General features: G+C 42.2%; 18 protein-coding genes. 4 read left to right on the top strand and 14 right to left on the bottom strand.

From position 1 onward, the window contains the following. The first annotated feature begins 110 nt into the window (after positions 1 to 110). Positions 111 to 947: a DeoR/GlpR family DNA-binding transcription regulator gene (locus ACSBOP_RS07830; RefSeq protein ID WP_442604413.1), complete on the top strand. Its 837-nt coding sequence runs from the start codon at positions 111 to 113 to the stop codon at positions 945 to 947. Continuing rightward, the gene (murA, locus tag ACSBOP_RS07825) at positions 898 to 2,190 is read left to right on the top strand and encodes a UDP-N-acetylglucosamine 1-carboxyvinyltransferase (protein ID WP_442603859.1); all 1,293 of its coding nucleotides are present in this window, start codon (positions 898 to 900) and stop codon (positions 2,188 to 2,190) included. Before ACSBOP_RS07830 ends, murA begins: the two co-directional genes overlap by 50 nt. Before the next feature lie 89 nt (positions 2,191 to 2,279). On the opposite strand, the gene ACSBOP_RS07820 is transcribed toward murA, so the two are convergent. From ACSBOP_RS07820 to ACSBOP_RS07810, 3 genes are all read right to left on the bottom strand, one after another. Then, positions 2,280 to 2,984 carry a 5'-methylthioadenosine/adenosylhomocysteine nucleosidase gene (locus ACSBOP_RS07820; protein WP_442603858.1) on the bottom strand — a complete coding sequence of 235 codons (705 nt, stop codon included), beginning with the start codon at positions 2,982 to 2,984 and terminating at the stop codon, positions 2,280 to 2,282. A 32-nt stretch (positions 2,985 to 3,016) separates the two neighbouring features. Continuing rightward, positions 3,017 to 4,021 (bottom strand): catabolite control protein A, encoded by a 1,005-nt coding sequence (gene ccpA / locus ACSBOP_RS07815; protein WP_442603857.1) that lies wholly within the window; start codon positions 4,019 to 4,021, stop codon positions 3,017 to 3,019. A gap of 125 nt (positions 4,022 to 4,146) precedes the next feature. Then, complete coding sequence (locus ACSBOP_RS07810; RefSeq protein ID WP_442603856.1) at positions 4,147 to 4,569, bottom strand: hypothetical protein; 423 nt, start codon at positions 4,567 to 4,569, stop codon at positions 4,147 to 4,149. A 150-nt stretch (positions 4,570 to 4,719) separates the two neighbouring features. Here ACSBOP_RS07810 and ACSBOP_RS07805 point away from each other — a divergent pair, with 150 nt between their 5' ends. Then, the gene (locus ACSBOP_RS07805) at positions 4,720 to 5,244 is read left to right on the top strand and encodes a type 1 glutamine amidotransferase domain-containing protein (RefSeq protein ID WP_442604412.1); all 525 of its coding nucleotides are present in this window, start codon (positions 4,720 to 4,722) and stop codon (positions 5,242 to 5,244) included. Between the two features lie 55 nt (positions 5,245 to 5,299). Here ACSBOP_RS07805 and ptsP read toward each other — a convergent pair whose 3' ends face one another. The 10 genes from ptsP to crcB form a co-directional block, all read right to left on the bottom strand. Then, positions 5,300 to 7,036, bottom strand: coding sequence for a phosphoenolpyruvate--protein phosphotransferase (ptsP, locus tag ACSBOP_RS07800; protein WP_442603855.1), 1,737 nt, complete (start codon positions 7,034 to 7,036; stop codon positions 5,300 to 5,302). Continuing rightward, positions 7,033 to 8,922, bottom strand: a complete 1,890-nt coding sequence (locus tag ACSBOP_RS07795) for a glucose PTS transporter subunit IIA (RefSeq protein ID WP_442603854.1) — start codon at positions 8,920 to 8,922, stop codon at positions 7,033 to 7,035. The genes ptsP and ACSBOP_RS07795 overlap by 4 nt, the downstream gene beginning before the upstream one ends. A 139-nt stretch (positions 8,923 to 9,061) precedes the next feature. After that, positions 9,062 to 9,391, bottom strand: coding sequence for a spore coat protein (locus tag ACSBOP_RS07790; RefSeq protein WP_442603853.1), 330 nt, complete (start codon positions 9,389 to 9,391; stop codon positions 9,062 to 9,064). A 16-nt stretch (positions 9,392 to 9,407) separates the two neighbouring features. Continuing rightward, on the bottom strand, positions 9,408 to 9,635 hold the full coding sequence (locus ACSBOP_RS07785; RefSeq protein WP_442603852.1) for a hypothetical protein: 228 nt from the start codon (positions 9,633 to 9,635) through the stop codon (positions 9,408 to 9,410). 27 nt (positions 9,636 to 9,662) lie between these two features. After that, positions 9,663 to 9,857, bottom strand: a complete 195-nt coding sequence (locus ACSBOP_RS07780; RefSeq protein ID WP_442603851.1) for a hypothetical protein — start codon at positions 9,855 to 9,857, stop codon at positions 9,663 to 9,665. 154 nt (positions 9,858 to 10,011) lie between these two features. Then, complete coding sequence (locus tag ACSBOP_RS07775) at positions 10,012 to 10,437, bottom strand: CoA-binding protein (protein WP_442603850.1); 426 nt, start codon at positions 10,435 to 10,437, stop codon at positions 10,012 to 10,014. Positions 10,438 to 10,465: 28 nt separating this feature from the next. After that, the gene (locus tag ACSBOP_RS07770) at positions 10,466 to 11,260 is read right to left on the bottom strand and encodes a C39 family peptidase (protein WP_442603849.1); all 795 of its coding nucleotides are present in this window, start codon (positions 11,258 to 11,260) and stop codon (positions 10,466 to 10,468) included. Positions 11,261 to 11,297: 37 nt separating this feature from the next. Beyond that, the gene (gene aroA / locus ACSBOP_RS07765) at positions 11,298 to 12,593 is read right to left on the bottom strand and encodes a 3-phosphoshikimate 1-carboxyvinyltransferase (RefSeq protein WP_442603848.1); all 1,296 of its coding nucleotides are present in this window, start codon (positions 12,591 to 12,593) and stop codon (positions 11,298 to 11,300) included. 31 nt (positions 12,594 to 12,624) lie between these two features. Further along, on the bottom strand, positions 12,625 to 12,999 hold the full coding sequence (locus ACSBOP_RS07760; RefSeq protein WP_442603847.1) for a fluoride efflux transporter FluC: 375 nt from the start codon (positions 12,997 to 12,999) through the stop codon (positions 12,625 to 12,627). Next, positions 12,992 to 13,384, bottom strand: a complete 393-nt coding sequence (gene crcB / locus ACSBOP_RS07755) for a fluoride efflux transporter CrcB (protein ID WP_442603846.1) — start codon at positions 13,382 to 13,384, stop codon at positions 12,992 to 12,994. Before crcB ends, ACSBOP_RS07760 begins: the two co-directional genes overlap by 8 nt. Positions 13,385 to 13,477: 93 nt before the next feature. Between crcB and ACSBOP_RS07750 the strand changes: the two genes are divergently transcribed. Then, the gene (locus ACSBOP_RS07750; RefSeq protein ID WP_442603845.1) at positions 13,478 to 13,777 is read left to right on the top strand and encodes a rhodanese-like domain-containing protein; all 300 of its coding nucleotides are present in this window, start codon (positions 13,478 to 13,480) and stop codon (positions 13,775 to 13,777) included. On the opposite strand, the gene ACSBOP_RS07745 is transcribed toward ACSBOP_RS07750, so the two are convergent. Further along, positions 13,754 to 14,293: a shikimate kinase gene (locus ACSBOP_RS07745; RefSeq protein ID WP_442603843.1), complete on the bottom strand. Its 540-nt coding sequence runs from the start codon at positions 14,291 to 14,293 to the stop codon at positions 13,754 to 13,756. The genes ACSBOP_RS07750 and ACSBOP_RS07745 overlap by 24 nt on opposite strands. Between the last annotated feature and the right edge of the window lie 20 nt (positions 14,294 to 14,313).

The following is a 14,313-nucleotide window of genomic DNA, read 5'->3' as shown; positions in this document are numbered from 1 at the left end:
CATGAAACATCAGGATTAATCCTGAAATAATAATTGACAAAGACAGTCAATAATAAGTAAAATCAAACAGGAACAAGAACTATTTTCCAATCCTAAAGGAGCTTTTCATGATGTTAGCTGAACAACGCAGACAATTAATTCTGGACATCCTTCATCAAGATCAACGGATCGTTGCGAAGGACTTAGCCGAAAAATTTCAATTATCGATTGATTCGATTCGTCGGGATCTTTCCATTATGGAAGAGCAAGGCCTCTTGAAGAAGACATATGGAGGCGCGATTCCATTAACGAAAGTTCGGACATTCCCCCTACCAGAATCCCTGCGTTATAGTGAAAGTTCACCTACCCAAAATGCGATATCCAAGCTGGCTGTTTCTTTTATAAAAGAAAATGATACTGTCTTTATTGGTGGTGCTGGCATTCATTATGGTATGTTAAAGCATCTTTCTAGAAATATGTTCTTCACAGTTGTCACCAACTCCTTAAAAGTCGCACAGACCATTCGAGAATGGGACAACATTGAAGCTTATGTCATAGGTGGAAAGCTTCACGCGAAGTCAGGTAATTTAAATGATGCTTTAGCTATTGAACAAATTCAAAGGTTCTCACTTGACTTGTGTTTCCTGACAGGTGGAGGTCTTTCTGAAAAAGGACTTAGCACTGCTACTCCGGATGGAGCCAGTTTTGCCCGTGCTTTATGTGGAATTTCACGCAAAAAAATCTGCTTAGCACCTTTTGAAAAAATGGGTGTTCAAAAATTTGCTAGTTCTGTCCGATTACAAGATATAGATATTGTAATTACAGATGAGGAAGCCGACCTAGAAATAGTACAAGCCATTCAAGCTCAAGGTGTACAAGTCATTGTCGCCGCACCTAACGATGAAAGGAATTTAACTGATGAAGTGCCTCCAAATCGAACAATCCCTCCAATTGAAGGGAAGCGTTAAAATACCCGGTTCCAAAAATAGTGCACTCGCGCTATTAGCAGCCGCTTTTTTAACTGACGAGCAAGTCATATTAACAGGTGTACCTACAATTGCTGATTATGAAGTCATCAAGAGCATCGCAAACGACCTTGGCGCACACATGACTCGTTTAGATAATAATGATGTATTGATCGATCCACGATCCATCCATTCCACGTATATAGAACCTGATAAAGCAATAAAAGTCCGTACGGCTTATTATTTTGCTGGGGCACTGCTTGCCAAATACGGTAAAGTTGAAATTGGATATCCCGGAGGGGATGATTTTGTAAGCCGCCCGATTGATCAGCATTACAAAGCATTTGAAGCACTAGGCGCAACATTCACCCTTCATAAAAGCACTTATGAAGTAAAGGCTACTGAACTGCATGGTGCCGATATCTACTTTGACATGATCACATCCGGAGCGACGATTAACGCAATGCTTGCTGCTGTACGTGCTAAAGGACGGACAACCCTGAGGAATGCAGCGAAAGATCCGGAAGTTGTGGATACAGCAAACCTACTCAATCAAATGGGTGCCATAATTAAAGGAGCAGGGACAGACACGATACATATTGAGGGAGTTAGATCTTTACACGGCTGTACATATACGATCATTCCTGATCGCTTAATTGCAGGATCACTACTCATTACTGCTGGAGCTACAGGGGGTTCAATTACTGTCGAAGATATTATTCCTGAGCATTTAAGCTCGTGCCTGGCTAAACTCATCGAAGTTGGCGTCGATATTCAGACTAGTGATAACTCAATCACCGCATCTTCTACGGGTAAACTAAGGGCAACTCGGATTCGAACCGCCATGTATCCTGGCTTTGCAACCGATTTGCAGCAGCCGATGACTGCACTCCTTACCAAAGCATCTGGAAAAAGTATTGTGACCGATCGCATTTACCCACAACGCTTTAGTCACGTCCCCCAATTGATGCGCTTAGGTGCTGACATGAAGGTTCGATCGGGAACTGCATTCATTAAGGGTGGGATTCCACTACAAGGTAATCTCGTACATGCTACTGATATACGTGCAGGATTCTGTCTACTTATAGCAGCTCTTACGGCAGAAGGAACAACTTCCATTACGGGCATACATCACTTTGAACGCGGCTATGAGAACATCGTGGATACGTTCCAATCACTAGGCGCACATATTGCCATTCGTGAGTTTGCCGATGAGAAGCATCTGTTACAAAAGCAATTCATTTAATCCATTTGGTAAAAGAAGCTGTCGCTAATCTGCGGCGGCTTTTTTTGAATGCAAATATAAAAGCTGCCGCAAAACGCGACAGCCTTCTTTTAGCTTAGATGTTTAACAATGTCATCCACCATTAAGAATGAATTTTTGGACGCTTGAACAGTAAACTCAGGGAAGTTCACATGAGCAGAGCCATCTGCTTTATCTGACATCGAGCGAATAATGACAAATGGAATATCGTTCATGGAACAAACCTGAGCAACAGATGCCCCTTCCATCTCCGTACAAGTCCCTTCTAAATCGCGATGCAGCTCACTCACCACTTCACGGCTTGCTACGAATTGATCACCTGAGAGAACACGTCCGTGTTTCGATCTACCCGGGAATAAACGCTCACTTGAAGCCATCGCAAGATCCACCAGTTGCGAATCTGCTTGGAAAACTGAAACTTCTTCATACGGAATGATTCCACGTTCGAATCCAAGGGCTGTAACATCCATGTCATGCTGCATGCATTCTTTAGACACGACGATATCTCCGATATTTAATTCAGGGTCTAATGCACCCGCTACACCTGTGAAGATCACTGATTTTACTTGGAACGTATCCACTAGAATCTGCGTGCACACAGCAGCATTTACTTTACCAACACCGGATTTGCATACCACGACATTTTTCCCATGAAAAAGACCTGTATGGAAGACAATGCCTGCTTTTTTGGTCTGTGTTACATTGTCCATTGCTTGAAGTAATAGTTCTATTTCTTCGTTCATTGCACCAATAAGCGCAATTTGATTCATTTTCATTTCCCCCTCTGTTTACAAGAAAAAATGGCTCATTAGAGATGAGCCACTGAATTTCTTTTCATAATCGAATGCGGCAGTACAACTTGCGGATGATCAATTTGTTCTTTATTCATAAGCTTGGTAAGCAATCTCATGGATACCGCACCAATATCATACATCGGCTGAGCCACAGTTGTAAGCAGCGGTCGAACCATAGACGCCATATTAATGTTATCAATCGACATCACAGATATATCATTGGGTACATGTAAACCATGATCTTGAATCGCATGAATAGCTCCAATTGCCATCTCATCTGTTGCTGTGAATACAGCAGTAGGACGATCTTCAAGATTGATAAAATAATTCATTGCTTCGATTCCCGAATCATATCGGTAATTACCAACGCGCACATATTCCTCAGGGAGCGGAATGTTAGCATTTTCTAGTGCACGCTTAAATCCTTGGTAACGTGAATACCCATTCGCAGGATCTTGCAAGCTACCTGAAATCATCGCAATTTTACGGTGTCCATTGTCAATTAATAATTGAGTTGCATCGTATGCGGCTTGCTCATGATCAATATTAACCGATGGAATCTTCCGTTCATCATCAACTGTTCCACAAAGAACGATAGGAATCGTTGCAGTCTGAAATGCTGCCAAATGATCTTCTGTTACGACACCACCCATGAATAACAGCCCGTCCACTTGTTTCTCAAGCAACGTATTAATAACACGGATTTCTTTATCTTTCTTCTTATCAGCATTACTCAAAATAATATTGTAGTGGTACATATTCGCGATATCTTCAATTCCACGTGCAACTTCAGCAAAAATGGAATTCGAAATATCCGGAATCACTACTCCAACGGTCGTCGTCTTCTTAGATGCAAGTCCCCGAGCTACTGCATTCGGGCGATAGCCTAAACGTTCGATTGCTTCATATACCTTCTTACGGGTTTGTGGTTTCACATTCGGATTATTATTAACAACCCTTGATACAGTTGCCATCGATACGCCAGCTTCTCTTGCTACATCATAAATTGTTACAGTCACGGCGCACTCTCCATTTCAAAAAAATGTTTACGCTCCCAAAATGCTATACTGGTTATGATACGATAAAAAAAAGCTTTATGCAATGAACCGTGCTTTTACCTTATCATTTTGCTATTAAAACGCCTCTAAATCGCAGATAGATCTGGATGCAGTCTCATTTCATTAATCTGAGTAAGGCGTAAATGAATATTAGCTATCCAATCGGTATCTTGAAGAGATTGAGCGAGGAGTAACATATCTAATAACTCATTTGTCCGCTCATCCATTAATTGGCGAAAAGCATCAATCGATACCGGCAACTCATTATGTTTCAAAAGAAGAGCAACAATCTCCGACTTATCCTCAAAGTAAATCTTACTAATTTCATCATTCTCTACGTACTGATTAATAATACTTTTCAGTTCCTCCTTAATAATCGGATACACTTCATTACTGCCACAATGCTTGCAACTATATACGGGGACATTCTGAATTTCTAATTTACTTTGAAAAACAATGGTTCGTAGTGCAATATGTATCTGATTACCGCATAAACAGTTTTTTTCCATAAATGACTCCTCAATTGTACGTTAACACTTTCCTATTTCTACTTTCTAACATTATTCTCCTTCCACTAACTAGAAGCATTTTATGGATGACCGAAAATATGCTAGTATGAGGATGGATTAGGATAAGTGACCTACTGTGGAGGCGATATGATGCGATTAATCAATAAAAAGGTAATTTGTTTAGTAGATGAAGAATTTGAAGATTTAGAACTTTGGTATCCCATATATCGAGTTCGTGAGGAAGGCGCTGAGGTGCATCTGGTCGGTGCAGAAAAAGGTCGTACGTACACGGGGAAATATGGCGTTCCAGCTGTGAGTGACTACGCGTTTGATGAGATTGATAGCAATGATTACGATGCTATTCTTGTACCTGGAGGCTGGGCACCCGATAAGCTTCGACGCTACAATAAGGTTCTTCAAATGATCAAGGAAATGGATGCTGCCGGAAAACCGATCGGACAAATTTGTCATGCGGGCTGGGTGTTAATTTCAGCTAAAATTTTGGAAGGACGTAAAGTTACTTCTACACCCGGCATTAAAGATGATATGGAGAATGCAGGCAGTGAGTGGTTTGACGAAGCTGTAGTTGTCGATTCCAATATTGTATCTGCACGTAGACCCCCAGATTTGCCACCTTATGCAAAAGCGTTCTGTGACGCGATCGCATCCCGATAATAAAATAAGCTCCCTGCAAACAGCGCTGGGAGCTTTTATATGTCACAAAAGAGTGCTAGGTCCATTCACAAGCATATTTCTCATTCACTTCATCCAGCAAAGCATGAATTTCCTCACTTGAGCCGCAGTTCAATAACGGTTCTAGCAGTTCCTCACACTTCTTAGCGCTAAGGCGCATCACCTGCTGCTTGACTTGAAGCAAAGAATGGACGGATACACTCAACTCTTGAATCCCTAAGCCCAACCATAAAGGCAGTGCCTTCACATCACTTGCTAATTCGCCACATACAGCAACTGATATCCCCGCTCTTTTAGCTGCATCTGCAACACACTTCAATAGGCGAATAACAGCTGGATGGAATGGTTCATAGAGATATGCGACTTTTTCGTTCATGCGATCAACCGCGAGTGTATACTGAACAAGATCATTCGTACCGATAGAGAAGAAACTCACTTCCTTAGCCAATACATCGGCAATTAATGCTGCCGCTGGCACCTCGATCATGATACCAACTTCAATGTGGTGCGCACAAGGTACCCCTTCTGCCATCAACTCAAGCTTAGCTGCCTCAAGCATTGCATTTGCTTCTCTCACTTCTGCAAGCGAGCTGATCATGGGGTACATCACTTTTACGTTGCCAGTCACTGCTGCTCGAAGAATAGCACGAAGCTGCGACTTAAATCGATCTTTACGATCGAGTGAAATGCGGATGGCACGGTAACCGAGAAAAGGATTCTCCTCACTAATCAGAGGCCAACAATCTGGTTTTTTATCACCGCCGATATCGAGCGTCCTAATGACAAGTGGTTTATCCCCTAAGCACTCTGCCGCTCGTGCATATACTTCATATTGTTCTTGCTCCGTTGGGATCGTGGCGCGGTCCATAAACAACATTTCAGTACGGAACAACCCGACACCTGATGCGCCATAAGAAAGTGCTTTTTCCACTTCTTTATCGGAACTCATATTGGCTGCCAAGTGAACTTCCCTGCCATCTTGCGTAATGGAAGCATGACCGACAAGATCCTGTAAATGTTCTCGCGAACGGAGCCACTTCATCTTGCGTTCTTGATATTTAAAAATAATGGCATCGTCTGGGTTAACATAGACTGTTCCTTCATCCCCGTCTAGAATAAGGAAATCACCCGTAGAAATCGGACGAAGAAGCTTACCTTCAAGGCCAAGCACATAAGGAATTGACATCGCCCTCATCATAATGGATGTATGAGAGTTCATCCCACCTAACATCATGGCAACCCCAAGTACCTGACTCGGATCAAGGTGAGCGAGCTGCGATGGGGTTAATTCTTTTCCAACTAGAATAAATGGCTCATCTGAAGGTAGAATCGTTTCTTCATGATCACCTAATAGATGTTTAAGCAGTCGATTACCGACATCTTTTATGTCGAGTGCCCGCTCCTTCATGTATTCATCATCAATCCCATTAAACATATCGACAAATTTATCGATCACTTCTTTGACAGCAACTTCCGCTGCTTTAGATTGACGCTCGATAATATCCTCAATTTCATTCATGAATACAGGATCTTCAAGAATCGCCATATGGGCATCAAAAATATGCGACGGCTCTTTTCCAATGACCTCAACAATATCCTGCTTAATGTGCTCGAGCTCATCTTTAGATGAACGGATTCCACTGTATAGTTTCTCAAACTCTCCCGCCAGATCGGATACATCGATGATTTTCTCCGGCAAATCCCACTCCCACGTCGGAACGACGAATGCTCGTCCCATTGCTATTCCCGACGATGCGCCGATGCCTTTGATCATGCGGTATTCCCCCCGGTATTTTCTTTAGTTTTGAGCACGACCGACATCACCGATCTTTGCCCCTTTCTTACCGATTTATATGGTGCAAAACTCCACGACTTTACTCGATCTGAATTTGTAATCACCATTGGAGTGGCTAGTGAAGGACAATGCTTCTTCACCTGCTCCAAATTAAACTTCACTAACAACTGCCCAGCTTCGACTTGATCTCCTTCTTTTACAAGAGCTTGGAACCACTCTCCCGGTAAATTGGAAGTATCAATACCGATGTGCAGCAATACTTCTAAACCTTCCTCCGTCTCAATGCCCAGTGCATGCATAGATGGATATACTTGCAGGATCTTCCCATCCACTGGTGAGAGCAGCTCCCCTTTTTCAGGAATAAAGGCAACACCATTTCCAACCATTTTACTAGCAAAAATACGGTCTGGCACTTCCGATAAAGCAATCATCTTCCCTTGCATCGGTGCATTGAACATAACTAAACTCTGTTCTTTACGCAGTACCTTTGCAATCTCTTCTCGAATAAGTTCTGAGAATGTACCGAATACAACCTGCACATTACCGCCACCTAATCGAATGACACCTGCTGCACCTAAATGCCTCAGTGCCCCAATATCCATTAAACGATCATTCGCTAAGGTCAGTCTCAACCTTGTAATGCATGCCTCAATATTTTTAATATTATCCTTTCCGCCTAACGCTTGAACAATGAGTGGCGCTCGATATGGAATGTCACCTGCCCATTCTTCCAATGAAGAACCTTCTTCTCGCCCTGGTGTGGGTAGATCAAACTTACGAATTGCCCAGCGAAAGAGCCTGTAATACAAGACACCATAACCAAGTCCTATCGGTATTAACAGCCATGCATTCGTTGATAAATGTAAGTTCAATAGAAAATCGATCGCACCTGGTGAAAAAGAAAACCCATGATGAATATCCAATTGGTAAGCTAGCCACATGGCTGTCCCTGAAAGGAAAGCATGAATGAAAAATAAATAAGGTGCAACAAATAAGAAAGCAAACTCAATAGGCTCTGTTACTCCAGTTAGAAAAGAGGTTAACGCAGCCGTTAAGAAGATTACTTTTACCTTGCCTTGTAAATCCTCACGCGCCTCACGAATAATGGCCAAAGCAATAGCCGGCAGTGCGAACATCATGATCGGATACATACCTGCCATGTAGATGCCTGCAGATGGATCTCCAGCAAAAAAACGTGGTAAATCCCCTTGTACAATGCCTCCACTCGCAGTCGTGAATGTTCCTACTTCAAATGAGAAGAAATTACTCAAAATATGATGCAATCCTGTCGGAACGAGCAGCCGCAATAAAACCCCGTACATAAAAGAACCCACCCCGCCCATGCCAATGAGCGTATTTCCAATTTGATTCAAGCTGCCTGTGAAGATCGGCTCGACCAGAAGGGAGACATAAGCAAGTCCAATTGCTGCTATTCCAGCAACCAATGGAACGATCCGCGGTCCACCAAATGATTGCAAATACTCGGGTAAACGTACATTTTTAAAACGATGATAAATAATAGCCGCCATGATACCGATCATAATCCCGCTTAGAACACCGAAATGCATATTGGGTCCGTTTACACCTTTTATGAGTTCTGTGTACAAAAAATAGGCAAGCAGCGCAGACATTCCGGAGATTGCCGCACTTTCCGTAAGTCCAAGAGCGACGCCAACGGCAAAAATATATGGCAAATATGCAAAGATCGTATTTCCTGCTAATCGCAATGTGTCTGCAAATGGACCTGCATGCACAGCATCCCATGGTAAATTGCCCAAAAAGAGCAAAATTGCCGCTAAGGGAAGTGCGATTGTGGGCAGCATTAATGAGCGCCCTAACTGCTGCAAATTACCCATCCAGTTCAACTGCCGTGACCTCCTCTCTTTTTTCAATGGTAAAGCTAGAATGTTTTTTTGTCAAAATGATATCGCTAGTTTTATAGATCTAAAAAGTCAATAAAAAAGCTGCCTCTAGTAAGACAGCTCTCTACATCGCAGTTATCTATTATGAATTAGGGAATTGCGTCTTGTACCCACTAAACTGCTGGTATGCTTGCTGCTTTTCTTGATCACAAGCCGCTTTCATCTTGTACCAGCCTTTTTGAAACATCAAGTCGAATAATTCAACTTGACACTTATGCACATTAATCAAGATGGTTTGAATCGAATCGTGCAATCTTGGCATTTGCATCTCATTAAGACCTGTATTATAACCGTTCGTTAAGTATTTTTCGTAAGAGAGAATGTCGTTAATCAGGTCCCGATCATTGATTTCTGGTCCCTTTACTTGTGGTAACTGCCCCGTTTGAGGCATTGCAATTTCTGTTTTTGTCATTTTTTAAACCTCCTTCTTACTGTAAGAATGAGAGTATCGTCTCATAATTATGCTGATGTTTTTTTCCAGTTGATCGGATTAAATTCCCAATTTCTTGATCCTGACAACGATTAGCCGCATCATTACATTTCTTAATCATTAGCAGTTCCCAAGATAAGTAATCTTTGACATAGCTTAATTCCTTATCTGTTAACTGATTCCGATCCGACGTTGTTGTTGTATTACTGTTGTTGCTGCCTGGCATGTAAATCACTCCAATCTTTCGCTTATATTAAAAAGAAAACTGATTTGCAAAACTCATTTCCGAATGAAAATTGATATCATCCTCATACGATGCAAATTCTTCGTTATACATCGACTCGACAGTCCTGCTTGTAGCAAATTCTACATCCGCATATGCATGCATCCCGAAATCATCGGAGTAATCCGATTCATGGAGATCAAAGAGCAGTTGGTTTGGATCCATGGCATTTAATCCTCCTTTTTGGTAAAGTGGCAAGGACTAGGTAAACGTATCCTTTGTAGTCTACCTGTTTCAATTCCGTTTTATTTATGGATAAATTTAGCACAATAAAAAAAGTACCTGAAATTCATAATTACGAATTTCAAGTACTTTTATTTTAATTACGTTCCGGCTTTAATATAGAGTCTTCAACTTTAATGCAGCGATCCATAATGACAGTCAAACCCGCTTCACTTGCAATACGCCCCGCATCATCATTGATGATTCCGAGTTGCAACCAGAATACCTTAGCCTTAATTTGCGCAGCTTGCTCAGCAATCGGTACGACTTCCTCTGCTCGTCGAAACACATTCACAATATCAATTGGCTCTGGAATATCGAGTAAAGAAGGATAACACTTTTCACCCAAAATATAATTGGCATTCGGATTAACCGGAATGATGCGATAGCCACGCTCTTTCATCGCTTCCGAAACCATATACGAAGTGCGGTCCGGCTTATCCGACAAGCCTACAACTGCAATATTTCCTGCTGATGCAAGGATTTCTTTGATTTGTTCACGTGATGGATTTTCAAAAGACATTTTGAATTCCTCCTTATTATGAACCCTTTTATTTTGTATAAGACAATCCTTGCTTGCCGAGTGCTTCCCATGAGCCTAAGAACTGTTCTTTGTTGATTTTAATAGAAGCTTTCCCGCCTAGTGGATCATTCACATACACATTCTCTTCATCATACCCAACTAAAAGAACAGCATGCTCATAAAATGTAGTTTTGATCGGTCCTATGGGTGTATCCCAAACAACCCAATTATTCGGTTCCTTAAAATCAATCGTTGTCCAGATCAGCACCGGATTGCCTTTAGCAATTTGCGCTTCATAGTCCGCAAATGGACGGCCCGTTAAATCAAAAGAAGTAGGCTCATATTTCAGCATAAGTGGTAACAGTGCCTTGTGATAGATCGCAAATCCTTTGGCACGTGGAGTTGCATCACCCACATAACCTGTATTGGGATTGCCCCAGAATTTAACCGTACCGTCTTTATTCCACACTATCGGCGTATCGTCTTTCACAACCTCCTCATTCAGCTCCATCTTGGACTTATTCACGCCAGCGAATTGAAGCAGCATAGCAAGTGATGTAATCTCACAGCCTGCTGGCAGTTCTGGATTTTGCCTGATTAAGGGTGCAGTAATCATCGCTGAACCTGGCGGAGGTGTAGGCGTCGGAACAGGCGATGGCGTGATCTCCACGACTGGAGCAGGTGTCGATAGAGCAAGAGGCATGTTGTTTGATTGCTGATAACGATCATAAAATACAGCTACGGTTACACCACAAGTTACGAGTAAACTTAATATAAGAATAAAAGCAAAACCAACTTTAATACCCTTCCATATCACAGTCATCTATTCATCACCAAACTCATCATTCTCGCTTACGCGGTTAATCTTCGATTCGTTCAATTTGAGCACCTAGAGACTCTAAATGGTCAAAGTATTGTGGATATGATTTGGCTACATGGTGCGCATCGTTTATCGTTAGACCTTTTTGAGAGCGTAGTCCGACCACTGTTAATGCCATAATCACACGATGATCGTAATGAGCGTTAATTTCAACGCCGCCTTCAACACCCTCTGGACATCCGTGTACGATGATCTCGCTTTGACGCTCTTCCACATTAGCGCCTGCTTTGCGAAGTTCATTCAAATAATCTGTAATACGATCACATTCTTTATAGCGTAGGTTTTCCACATTGTAGAACCGAGACGTACCCTCGGCGAATACCGCAGCTGCAACCATCGCAAGAACCGCATCTGTAAAATGATCCCCGTCAAACTCTCCAGCTGTTAGCTTGGAGTTACCTAGAACATGAACAACGCCGTCCTGATGGGTAAGATTAACACCCATTGCGCGCAGTACATCTACACATGCCTTTTCACCTTGCTTGGAATGCTCTGATAAACGAAGCAATTTCACATCAGAATTCGTAACAGCTGCTGCCGCAAGAATCGCTGCCGAACCTGGGTAATCCCCTTGAACGACGTACTTTTGCGCTTTATATTGTTGTCGGCCCGGAATTTTGTAATGCATCAGATCATCAGAAGCATGAACAATAATACCTGCTTCCGCTAATACTTCCAGTGTCTGACCTACGATAATTTTGGATTTTAGATCGTGCAATACTTCAATCTCCGAATCTTCTTCAAGAAGCGGGGCCATAAAGAGCAATGCACTTAAATATTGCGAAGAAACGTTACCCGATACCGTTATTTTTCCCCCACGCGGGTTACCACCTTGGATTCGAATCGGCAACCTACCTTCATTATGCGTGATTTTAACACCCATCTGCTCTAAGGAATCAATCAGATCCTGGTGCGGTCTTTTTCCTAACGATTCTGGATACGTATTTACGAATGTGACATCTTCACAGAATGAAGCAGTTCCCATCAGAAAGCGTAATACAGCCCCTGCGTTCCCCACATTAAGCTCACTTACATTTTTCGGGTGACGACCAAAGCCTTGAATCGTCATTTTCTCATCATCTTCTTCAACTATAGCTCCAAGATCACGAATACATCTACGCATCGCATCACTATCTTCACTGTGTGCGGGGTAATAAATCGTGCTTGTCCCTTCTGCTAATGCTCCAAGAAGCAAGTAGCGTGTCGTATAATTTTTAGAAGATAATGCGTTAATGCTTCCCTGTAATAGAGAAGTTGGTTTTACGATAGCTTTCATACGTCTCTCTCCTTGAATGAAAATTGGCTATTTAATAAATACTCTTTGCAGCAAAAAATCCGATGAAAGCCAGTCCAATACCGATCAGATAGGTTAACAACGTATACAGGACAAAATAATTTTTATACTTCCCTTTTAGCAGTTTCATACTATCAAGCTGTATCGTTGAGAAAGTTGTAAAGGCACCCAGAAACCCAGTTCCAAATCCCAGCTTTATATAATCTGAGGGCGTAGATCCCCACATCCATCCAAGTGCAAATGAGCCTAGTATATTAACTGTCAGTGTACCATATGGCATCATACTTGGGAATCGTTTGGTTACAATCGCAGACACCTTAAATCTTGCTATCACCCCACAAAATCCTCCCAGACTTACAAGAAGCACGATCAACCATCCATTACTCATGTGAGGAGTCCTCCTTATAACGGGAGCCTTGCGCAAGATGTATACCGAGTAAACATAGCAAAAGTCCCCCACCGATACTCAGAGACACATACAGGAATGCCAGACCATAATAACCTTCTTGCATGAACTGAACCGTTTCCCAGCTAAATGTGGAAAATGTTGTGAACGAACCAATGAGGCCTGTTGTTACTGCCGTTCTCATCCTTTCAGACATTTTCTTAAAAATAGCAAAAGCCAAGTAACCTAATACAAAACTCCCTAACAGGTTACAAGTAAGTGTCCCCCATGGGAATGTTCCATCGTTTGTAGGATTGGCAAGAATGGAGAGTCCATATCTACATAAGGCGCCAATAATACCAGCGATCCCGATATATAGCGTCGTCATTGTTTCACACTCCCTTATGTTTGACAAAAGAGGGCTTGCTTCCTTAAGATGAAAATTGAAATCTTTACTTTCAAACAAAAGGAGGCGATCGATATGGATCCTATTATATACCCATCAGAATTAAAAGAACGCCTGAGTAATGGCGAAAAACTTACGATTATTGATGTTCGCGAGGATGAAGAAGTTGCACAAGGAATGATCCCAACTGCTGTGCATATTCGCCTAAGTGAATTACCCGAGCGTCACGGTGAAATTGAACAATCCGATGAGATTATTCTCGTATGCCGTAGTGGTGGCCGCAGTGGTACTGCTCAGCAATATTTAAGTGCAATTGGTTACACCGGTTTACGCAATATGGCTGGTGGTATGTTAGAGTGGGTTACACTCGATTAATCCACTCACCATGTCCTTGATGAGATCGACAATTTCATCAAGGCTGCTAGTGGACGTATCGATCGAGAAGTCAGAAAAGTCATACAAACCTTTCCGCTGCTCCATCATTGTAACAACCCGCTGACGTACGTCGCCTTGTAATAAAGGACGGCCGCTGTCACCTTGAACCCTCTCCACAATTGTATCCAGAGGTGCTGTCAATGTGATGACGCAGCCGTTCTTTTGCATATGCAAGCAATTATCTGGATTCAGTACAGCCCCTCCGCCAAGGGACACCACTTGATTCTTCCCCTCTAACACCTGACAAATGACTTCACTTTCCAATTTGCGAAAATAACCTTCTCCGCTTTCTTCAAAAATTTGTGAAATCGATTTACCTGCTTGCTTGACCAATTTTTGGTCGGTATCGACAAATGTCCATCCTAATTTCTCCGCAAGTTTGTTACCAATCGTCGACTTTCCCGTTCCCATAAATCCGATTAACATAATGTTATTTATCGGTACATGCCTTTCCATCAGCTAACTCTCCCCTATTT

The sequence above is a fragment of the Paenibacillus sp. KN14-4R genome (assembly GCF_052180255.1).
In the GTDB taxonomy this organism is placed as follows: Bacteria; Bacillota; Bacilli; order Paenibacillales; family NBRC-103111; genus Paenibacillus_AM.
Note: the sequence above shows the minus strand (reverse complement) of the source record. Positions and strands in the feature narration are given on the sequence as shown.

What these genes read in the sequence shown, in the direction of transcription:
- ACSBOP_RS07830 (WP_442604413.1), top strand. Translation starts at nt 111, where the DNA reads ATGTTAGCTGAACAACGCAGACAATTAATTCTGGACATCCTTCATCAA.
- murA (WP_442603859.1), top strand. Translation starts at nt 898, where the DNA reads ATGAAGTGCCTCCAAATCGAACAATCCCTCCAATTGAAGGGAAGCGTT.
- ACSBOP_RS07820 (WP_442603858.1), bottom strand. Translation starts at nt 2,984, where the DNA reads ATGAAAATGAATCAAATTGCGCTTATTGGTGCAATGAACGAAGAAATA.
- ACSBOP_RS07810 (WP_442603856.1), bottom strand. Translation starts at nt 4,569, where the DNA reads ATGGAAAAAAACTGTTTATGCGGTAATCAGATACATATTGCACTACGA.
- ACSBOP_RS07805 (WP_442604412.1), top strand. Translation starts at nt 4,720, where the DNA reads ATGCGATTAATCAATAAAAAGGTAATTTGTTTAGTAGATGAAGAATTT.
- ptsP (WP_442603855.1), bottom strand. Translation starts at nt 7,036, where the DNA reads ATGATCAAAGGCATCGGCGCATCGTCGGGAATAGCAATGGGACGAGCA.
- ACSBOP_RS07790 (WP_442603853.1), bottom strand. Translation starts at nt 9,391, where the DNA reads ATGACAAAAACAGAAATTGCAATGCCTCAAACGGGGCAGTTACCACAA.
- ACSBOP_RS07785 (WP_442603852.1), bottom strand. Translation starts at nt 9,635, where the DNA reads ATGCCAGGCAGCAACAACAGTAATACAACAACAACGTCGGATCGGAAT.
- ACSBOP_RS07780 (WP_442603851.1), bottom strand. Translation starts at nt 9,857, where the DNA reads ATGGATCCAAACCAACTGCTCTTTGATCTCCATGAATCGGATTACTCC.
- ACSBOP_RS07775 (WP_442603850.1), bottom strand. Translation starts at nt 10,437, where the DNA reads ATGTCTTTTGAAAATCCATCACGTGAACAAATCAAAGAAATCCTTGCA.
- ACSBOP_RS07770 (WP_442603849.1), bottom strand. Translation starts at nt 11,260, where the DNA reads ATGACTGTGATATGGAAGGGTATTAAAGTTGGTTTTGCTTTTATTCTT.
- aroA (WP_442603848.1), bottom strand. Translation starts at nt 12,593, where the DNA reads ATGAAAGCTATCGTAAAACCAACTTCTCTATTACAGGGAAGCATTAAC.
- ACSBOP_RS07760 (WP_442603847.1), bottom strand. Translation starts at nt 12,999, where the DNA reads ATGAGTAATGGATGGTTGATCGTGCTTCTTGTAAGTCTGGGAGGATTT.
- crcB (WP_442603846.1), bottom strand. Translation starts at nt 13,384, where the DNA reads ATGACGACGCTATATATCGGGATCGCTGGTATTATTGGCGCCTTATGT.
- ACSBOP_RS07750 (WP_442603845.1), top strand. Translation starts at nt 13,478, where the DNA reads ATGGATCCTATTATATACCCATCAGAATTAAAAGAACGCCTGAGTAAT.
- ACSBOP_RS07745 (WP_442603843.1), bottom strand. Translation starts at nt 14,293, where the DNA reads ATGGAAAGGCATGTACCGATAAATAACATTATGTTAATCGGATTTATG.